This is a genomic window from Streptomyces sp. NRRL WC-3549 (assembly GCF_000721935.1).
Lineage (GTDB): Bacteria > Actinomycetota > Actinomycetes > Streptomycetales > Streptomycetaceae > Streptomyces.
This window is the reverse complement of record NZ_KL585386.1, coordinates 109,870-111,143: the sequence shown is the minus strand read 5'-3', so window position 1 is coordinate 111,143 and position 1,274 is coordinate 109,870. Positions and strand designations below refer to the sequence as shown.

The window sequence follows — 1,274 nt, the reverse complement described above, 5'->3', positions numbered from 1 at the left end:
GCGAGCAGCACGGTGGCCTGCAGCGGGCCGAGCCCGCCGTGAGACGCGGCCTCGAACGCCTGGACGGCCTCGGGCCGCCAGGGTGCGGCGCCCTTGTCCCGGACGAGCCGCACGACTCTCCCGAGGTGTTCGGAGCTGATCGCCGGGGCGTACCGGACCTCCCGGTCCAGCGTGAAGTGCGCGACGGAGCCGAAGGCGCCGGACGGATCGTGGTCCATCGCGAGCCAGTTGACCCGCTTCCGCTCCGCGTCGACGTTCTGGCAGCCCAGCACGACCACGGTGCGGTTGCCGTGGCGCAGCACCTGGCCCGTGCGCTGTTGTTTGTCGTGCGGCTCGCCCAGTACGACCTCGCGCAGCACGCCCGTGGGCCTGGCCAGCGGACCCTCCAGAACCGCCTCCAGCAGCAGGAGCAGCCCTTCGCGCCGGGCGTCGTCCAGGCAGGGTGAGGCGGCCCGGTAGGCGAGCGGCCGCAGCGCGGACAGGACATCCGTCCACCCCATGCCGATGCCGGGGATCGTGTACTCCTCGCTGCGCCAGCCGTCCCCCAGGACCGCCGGACGGCCGACGCCCGGCAGGGGCTTACCGGTGGCGGGTTCCCCGGTCAGCACGTGGTTCACCGCCCGGATCTGACGCAGCACGCTCCACCGGTCGGTGCCCCACCAGCCACGCAGATCGGCGATGCGGGCGGTGGCGTCGTGCAGCAGACGGTCCTCGCCGTGCTCGGGGGCGTAGTCGGCGAACATGCCCGCCGTCCGGGACGAAGGCCGTGGCCGCTCCACCGGCGGCGCCGCGAAGGCGGTCGCCGAGTCGGTGAGGCTCAGAGCGGAGCGGACGAGGGAGGTGACACCGGTCAGCAGCGGGCCGGTGAGCTGTGGCAGGATCCGGGCCGCGGCGCCCAGGGCCACCTTGTCCGCGGGCGGGACGGCGGACTTGGCGGCTTGGTCCGATCCCGCACGGGCCAGTTCCTCCTGCCGCTCGGCCAGGGCCTTCGCCACGACCCGCAGCAACTCGTCGGCCTGCTCGTCGGTGAGGGCACGCAGCACGGCCGAGCCCTGTTCGTCGCGGGGGCGCAGCGCGTGCCAGAACGCGACCGGCGGCACGAACCGGGTACCGGCGGCGAACTCCCCGCCGCGTTCGCACGGTGTGAACCGGCCGAGGAGTCCGGCGGCGGAGCTCTCGCCCTCGGCGAACAGGGCGATGTGCGGGTGCGTCCGCACGGCCGACGGCGCGGCTCCGCCGGGCATCCGCAGCGCACCCAGCGGTATGCCCGGGAG

General features: G+C 74.6%; 1 pseudogene. It reads right to left on the bottom strand.

The window, feature by feature from the left end:
• Positions 1-1,274: pseudogene (locus IH13_RS0104885) on the bottom strand (hypothetical protein); the annotation flags it as partial.